This window comes from Paenibacillus cellulosilyticus, assembly GCF_003182255.1.
Lineage (GTDB): Bacteria > Bacillota > Bacilli > Paenibacillales > Paenibacillaceae > Paenibacillus_T > Paenibacillus_T cellulosilyticus.
This window is the reverse complement of record NZ_QGTQ01000007.1, coordinates 156,309-162,318: the sequence shown is the minus strand read 5'-3', so window position 1 is coordinate 162,318 and position 6,010 is coordinate 156,309. Positions and strand designations below refer to the sequence as shown.

General features: G+C 52.9%; 2 protein-coding genes. Both read right to left on the bottom strand.

The features are described 5' to 3' along the window. On the bottom strand, window positions 1-5,005 hold a 5,005-nt coding region (locus DFQ01_RS12160; RefSeq protein WP_110044153.1), incomplete at its 3' end, for an S-layer homology domain-containing protein. Window positions 5,006-5,259: 254 nt separating this feature from the next. Beyond that, window positions 5,260-5,913 (bottom strand): M48 family metallopeptidase, encoded by a 654-nt coding sequence (locus DFQ01_RS12155; RefSeq protein ID WP_110044152.1) that lies wholly within the window; start codon window positions 5,911-5,913, stop codon window positions 5,260-5,262. Between the last annotated feature and the right edge of the window lie 97 nt (window positions 5,914-6,010).

Genomic DNA, 6,010 nt, shown 5'->3' with positions numbered 1-6,010 from the left:
CCGATGCTCCGCTCACCGATACTGTTGCTGCGCCTTCATCCGAAGATGCTGCCGTAATCGTTAAGGCATCGCCGTCCGCATCTGCAAACACGCCTGCCAGACTCGCTGTCTGATCTCCATCCAGCTCTCCTGCTGTTACATCACTAATCGTGCCTACCACTGTTGGGGCATGGTTCAGTGCAGTAATTGTCACGTCAAACGTCGTTGAGATCGTGCCGCCATTACCATCGTCTGCTGTTACTGTAATGGTCGACGTGCCCGCTGCTACCGGCGTAATGACCACGGATGCTCCGCTCACCGATACCGTCGCTGCACCTTCATCCGACGATGCTGCCGTGATCGTTAAGGCATCGCCGTCCGCGTCTGCAAACATACCCGTCAGGCTTGCCGTCTGATCTCCATCCAGCTCTCCTGCCGTTATATTAGCAATAGCACCTACTACCGTTGGGGCATGGTTCAACGAAGTAATTGTCACGTCAAACGTCGTTGAGGTTGTGCCGCCATTGCCATCGTCAGCCGTTACCGTAATGGTCGACGTTCCCGCTGCTACCGGCGTAATGACCACGGATGCTCCGCTCACCGATACTGTTGCTGCGCCTTCATCCGAAGATGCTGCCGTAATCGTTAAGGCATCGCCGTCCGCATCTGCAAACACGCCTGCCAGACTCGCTGTCTGATCTCCATCCAGCTCTCCTGCTGTTACATCACTAATCGTGCCTACCACTGTTGGGGCATGGTTCAGTGCAGTAATTGTCACGTCAAACGTCGTTGACACCGTACCACCATTGCCATCGTCCGCCGTTACCGTGATCGTTGATGTTCCCGCTGCTACTGGCGTAATGACCACGGATGCTCCGCTCACCGATACCGTCGCTGCGCCTTCATCCGACGATGCTGCCGTGATCGTTAAGGCATCGCCGTCCGCGTCTGCAAACACACCTGCCAGGCTTGCCGTTTGATCCCCATCCAGCTCTCCTGCCGTTATATCGGCAATAGAACCTACTACCGTTGGGGCATGGTTCAACGAAGGTGTTGGAGGTGCTGCCGTGATCGTCACGTCAAACGTCGTTGACACCGTACCACCATTGCCATCGTCCGCCGTAACCGTAATAGTCGACGTTCCCGCTGCTACTGGCGTAACGCTCAACGTCGTTCCGCTCACCAATACCGTTGCTGCGCCTTCATCCGAAGATGCTGCCGTGATCGTTAAGGCGTCGCCGTCCGCGTCTGCAAACATACCCGTCAGGCTTGCCGTCTGATCTCCATCCAGCTCTCCTGCCGTTATATTAGCAATAGTACCTACTACCGTTGGGGCATGGTTCAACGAAGGTGCCGGTGGTGCTGCCGTGATCGTCACGTCAAACGTCGTTGACACCGTACCGCCATTACCATCGTCCGCCGTTACCGTGATCGTTGATGTTCCCGCTGCTACTGGCGTAACGCTCAACGTCGTTCCGCTCACCAATACCGTTGCTGCGCCTTCATCCGAAGATGCTGCCGTAATCGCTAAAGCGTCGCCGTCCGCGTCTGCAAACACGCCTGCCAGGCTTGCCGTCTGATCCCCATCCAGCTCTCCTGCCGTTATGTCGGCAATCGTACTTACCACTGTTGGAGCATAGTTCAACGAAGGTGCCGGTGGCGCTGCCGTGATCGTAACATCAAACGTCGTTGAGATCGTACCGCCATTGCTATCGTCTGCTGTTACCGTAATGGTCGACGTGCCCGCTGCTATCGGCGTAATGACCACGGATGCTCCGCTCACCAATACCGTCGCTGCACCTTCATCCGACGATGCTGCCGTAATCGTTAAGGCGTCGCCGTCCGCGTCTGCAAACACACCCGTCAGGCTTGCCGTCTGATCCCCATCCAGCTCTCCTGCCGTTATATCAGCAATAGAACCCGCTACCGTTGGGGCATGGTTCAACGAAGGTGCCGGTGGCGCTGCCGTGATCGTCACGTTAAACGTCGTTGAGATCGTACCGCCATTGCCATCATCAGCTGTTACCGTAATGGCCGATGTTCCCGCTGCTACCGGCGTAATGACCACGGATGCTCCACTCACCAATACCGTTGCTGCGCCTTCATCCGAAGATGCTGCCGTAATCGTTAAATCGTCGCCGTCCGCGTCTGCAAATACGCCCGCCAAGCTCGCTGTCTGATCCCCGTCCAGCTCTCCTGCCGTTATATCAGCAATAGAACCTGCTACCGTTGGGGCATGGTTCAACGAAGGTGTCGGTGGTGCTGCCGTGATCGTCACGTCAAACGTCGTTGAGATCGTACCTCCATTGCCATCGTCCGCCGTTACCGTGATCGTAGCTACTCCTGCTGCTACTGGCGTAATAACAACGGATGCTCCGCTCACCAATACCGTCGCTGCACCTTCATCCGACGATGCTGCCGTAATCGTTAAGGAGTCTCCGTCCGCATCTGCAAACACGCCTGCCAGGCTTGCCGTCTGATCTCCATCCAGCTCTCCTGCCGTTACGTCGCTAATCGTGCCTGCCACTGTTGGGGCATGGTTCGACGAAGGTGCCGGTGGCGCTTCCGTAATCGTCACGTCAAACGTCGTTGACACCGTACCGCCATTGCCATCGTCCGCCGTTACCGTGATCGTTGATGTTCCCGCTGCTACTGGCGTAACGCTCAACGTCGTTCCGCTCACCAATACCGTCGCTGCATCTTCATCCGAAGATGCTGCCGTATACGTTAAAGCGTCGCCGTCCGCGTCTGCAAACACGCTTGTCAGGCTTGCCGTCTGATCCCCATCCAGCTCTCCTGCCGTTATGTCGGCAATCGTACTTACCACTGTTGGAGCATGGTTCAACGAAGGTGCCGGTGGCGCTGCAGTGATCGTCACATCAAACGTCGTTGAGATCGTACCGCCGTTGCCATCGTCTGCCGTTACCGTTATGGTCGACGTTCCCGCTGCTACCGGCGTAATGACCACGGATGCTCCACTCACAGTTACCGTCGCTGCACCTTCATCCGACGATGCTGCCGTAATCGTTAAAGCGTCGCCGTCCGCGTCTGCAAACACACCCGTCAGGCTTGCCGTCTGATCCCCATCCAGCTCTCCTGCCGTTATGTCGGCAATAGAACCTACTACCGTTGGGGCATGGTTCAACGAAGGTGCCGGTGGCGCTGCCGTGATCGTAACATCAAACGTCGTTGAGATCGTACCGCCATTACCATCGTCTGCTGTTACCGTAATGGTCGACGTTCCCGCTGCTATCGGCGTAATGACCACGGATACTCCGCTCACCAATACTGTCGCTGCACCTTCAACCGAAGATGCTGCCGTATACGTTAAAGCGTCGCCGTCCGCGTCTGCAAACACACCCGCCAAGCTCGCTGTCTGATCCCCATCCAGCTCTCCTGCCGTTATATCAGCAATAGCACCTACCACTGTTGGAGCATGGTTCAACGAAGGTGCCGGTGACGCTGCCGTGATCGTCACGACAAATGTCGTCGACACCGTACCGCCATGGCCATCATTCGCTGTTACTGTGATCGTTGATGTTCCTGCTGCTACTGGCGTAACGCTCAACGTCGTTCCGCTCACCGATACCGTTGCTACACCAGTATCCGACGATGCTGCCGTATACGTTAATGTGTTGTTGTCCGCGTCTGCAAACACGCCCTTCAGACTTGCCGTTTGAACACCATCTTGCTCTCCTGCTGTTACATCAGAAATTGAACCTGCCACAGTCGGCAAATGATTAACATTGCTGATGCCCGTTGAACCTGATCCATTCGATGTATTACGATCGTCAATGCCCGTTTGCACCTGATCGACTTGACTGCTCACTTGATCCAAATTCGCAATGACCTGAGACAGCTTAACATCTACAGGCAATTGAATGCCTTGGACCGTCACGTTACTGCCAAGCGTCAATCTTGCATGCGGGTCCGCAATATTCAATGTATTTACCTGTACATCCCCACCGAGTTGAAGCGCTTGTCCGCCTTCCACCACTAGGTTTTGTACATTGCCATTAATGCCGACACTGGATACCCCACTCGAAACAGATACATTACCTATCGAGTCACCGTTCACTTGAACCCCATTGCCGGAAATACGCAGACCGCCTACATAGTTAGTTCCCGCCAAATCAAGTACGACGCCATCTTGGACAATCTCCAAATTAGACAAGTCGTTAATGTTTCGATTTGCCGTCTGGAAATGTACAATCGCTCCCACGAGCGCTTGACTGTTACGCTCTCCAAGCAACTGCTTCCATTCATCAATAACCAAATACGGTGTACCATCGATAATAAGGACATCTCCGTCTACACTCGTAATCGTCCGCGTTTGCTCGCCACTCTGAAATATATCAACTAGATAGGAAACAATCTCTCCGCGCTGAACCTTAGCTTTTGGATTGAAGTTTCCATCTGTCGTGTCAATTAATCCAAGACGCACAGCTGCCTCTACTTGATTAGCTGCCCATCCGGATACCTGCTGTGCATCCTGAACATTACGATTTAGTCCACCGCGCGTGTTGGCCCCTCCCACAGCACGGACAAACACCGCGGCCATTTCCTCACGAGTGACGGGGTCTTGTGGGCGAAATGAATCTGTTCCTTTACCGGTCATCAGTCCTGCACGAAATACTGCATCTATGTACGAAGCGCTCCAGCTTGAGTCTTGCACATCAGAGAATGAAGCAGTTGGTACATTCGACAGCGGCAAATTCATCGCCCGAACGAGCAAAGCTGCGAATTCCTGACGGGTTAACTGATCAAGTGGTCTGAACGTTCCAACAGAGTCACCTTCCAACAGCCCAATGCTTTGAGCCTTCTGAATTGCCTCTTGTGTATTGGAAGATAAACCGTTCAAGTCCGTAAAACCTGATGAAGCGTTACTTGTCTGGCTCTGAACGGAGACTTGATCCGCATAAGCCACGCCTGGAACAATTCCAGCCAGAAGGGCTCCTGCCAATAGAGAGTGCTGCAAACGCTGTTTCGTTAAGACTGTGCCTTTAAGTCTCTTCTTTTTGCCCATAGTATCCCCTCAGTCAGTGAAATCTGTGTCTAGTTCTATATTTCGACAAAGTCCCTTAATTTCTTAACTTGAAAAATATTACTTTTGAGACTACAGAATCACTCTATCTCAATAAAAAAGCTAGATAAATAGGACTATATAACTATATGTTAGTACTTGCACTTGGAAGATTTGCATTCAAAATCGTATCTACCGGACAAAAAAAACCAGCTCGCATTGTGCGAACTGGTTTCTCATTAATTAGAAGCTGCTTACTACAGCGTCATCGCCTGCCCATACCGAGCAAGGAAGGCTTCTTTTTCCTTATAGTCTGGCATAATACTCCCGACAAGCCGCCAGAAGGAGCGATCGTGATTCATATGCTTCAAGTGGCACAGCTCATGCACGATGACATAATCAATAACCTCAACCGGAGCCATCGCCAGGCGGTAGTTAAACGTTAGCTGCTTGGCAGAACTGCAGCTGCCCCATTTGGTCGCGGACTCGACGATTTCGATAGATTTGGGCATCAGTTTCAACTGCCGCTGATAACCCGTAATTCGTTCCAAGACAACCTTCTTGCAGCTGGCAAAATAAAACTTTTTCAACCGCTGCCGAAGCTCTTCCTCACTATCCACCGCCGTATCGATCAGCTCTTCCAGCTTGTAATAACGGCCGAGGTGCAGAAACTTGCCCTCGTCTTCATATTCCCGAATACCCGATACATCGCGGGCTTTATCAATTCCATCAAGCTGAGCCGCGATGCGTTCCCCATACTGCTGCACGGCACGTACGATCTGCTCTTCGCTCGTACCGTTGGGCGCCTTCACCGTAACAAGCCCCGTCGGATCAACATGAATGGAAAGCTTGTTCCGAGGACCGTAGGATACATGAAATTCAATCGTTCGCTGCCCGTGTACAATCTGCATAATTGCTATCCTTGCTCCCTGATCCATATTCACTGCCTATAACGGCAGCGACAGGTATTCCAACACTGTGTTGCTCCCCTATAAAAAATGCCTCAAA

Excerpts from the sequence above, each read along its gene's own strand:
- DFQ01_RS12155 (WP_110044152.1), bottom strand. The coding sequence starts at position 5,913 with ATGCAGATTGTACACGGGCAGCGAACGATTGAATTTCATGTATCCTAC.